General features: G+C 68.8%; 1 protein-coding gene. It reads left to right on the forward strand.

Annotated features, from left to right (window positions below):
- Positions 1–1,198 (forward strand): autotransporter-associated beta strand repeat-containing protein (locus OZ10_RS20115; RefSeq protein ID WP_039566875.1); only part of this gene is annotated, 1,198 nt, incomplete at both ends.

Below are 1,198 nucleotides of genomic sequence, written 5' to 3' on the forward strand. Positions count from 1 at the left end.
TGCCAGCTTGAGCAACGCGATCGCCCTGGCGCTGGGCAACAGCATCAACCTGGGCGCGGACCTGAGCATTGCCAATGCAGCCGATCTGGCGTTGACCGGCGCGCTCAGTGGCACCGGTGCGTTGACCAAGACCGGCCTGGGCACCTTGACCCTGTCCGGCGCCAACAGCTTCAGCGGTCCGGTGGCCGTGCAGGCCGGCGTGCTCGCCACGTCCGCTGCCGGCGGTCTGGGCACCACCAGCGCGGTGGATGTGGCGGCAGGCGCCGGCTTGTCGTTGGGCGGCAATGCCGCGCTGGGCGCGGTGACCGGGCAGGGCAACGTCGCCATCCTCGGCGGCACCACCTTGCAGCTCGGCGTCAACGACGTCGGCAGCAGCTTTGCCGGCAGCCTGAGCGGTACCGGTAACCTGGACAAGGTGGGCAACGGCACCGTGCAGCTCACCGGTGCCAGCGCACTAGGCGGCACCACGCAGATCTCCGGCGGCACGCTGGATGTGGACGGCACGCTCGCCAGCATCGGCGGGGTCAACGTGGGCACCGGCGGCACGCTGAGCGGCAGCGGCGTGGTCGATGCGGCTGTCGCCGTCAACGACGGTGGTCGGCTGGTGGTGACCAGTGGTGCAGTGTTGACCACCGGCAGCTTGAACATGGCCCCCAACGCCACGCTCGATGCGTTGCTGGGCACGCCCAGCCAGACCGGTGTGCTGGCGGTCAACGGCGACCTGACCCTGGATGGCACGCTCAACATCACCGACATCGGCGGCTTCGGCACGGGGGTGTATCGCCTGATCGATTACGTCGGCGCGCTGACCAACAATGGGCTGGATATCGGCACGCTGCCTGGCACCATCGACCCGACCCAGCTGACGCTGCAGACCGCGCTCGCCCAGCAGGTCAACGTGGTGGTGCTGTCGCCCGGCAGCAATGTGCAGTTCTGGGATGGCGCGCAGACCGTGGCCAACGGCAGCGTCGATGGCGGAACCGCCGCATGGACTGCGGGCGGCACCAACTGGACCTCGATCGACGGACTCACCAACAGCCCCTGGCAGAACAGCTTTGCAGTGTTTGCCGGCAGCGCCGGCACGGTGGGCGTGCAGGGCACCCAGGGCATCACCGGCATGCAGTTCATCACCGACGGCTATGTGCTCGGCGACGGCGGAGCAGGCGCGCTGAGCGCCAATGCCGCCACCACCATCATC

Source organism: Xanthomonas cannabis pv. cannabis (assembly GCF_000802365.1).
Taxonomy (GTDB): Bacteria; Pseudomonadota; Gammaproteobacteria; order Xanthomonadales; family Xanthomonadaceae; genus Xanthomonas; species Xanthomonas cannabis.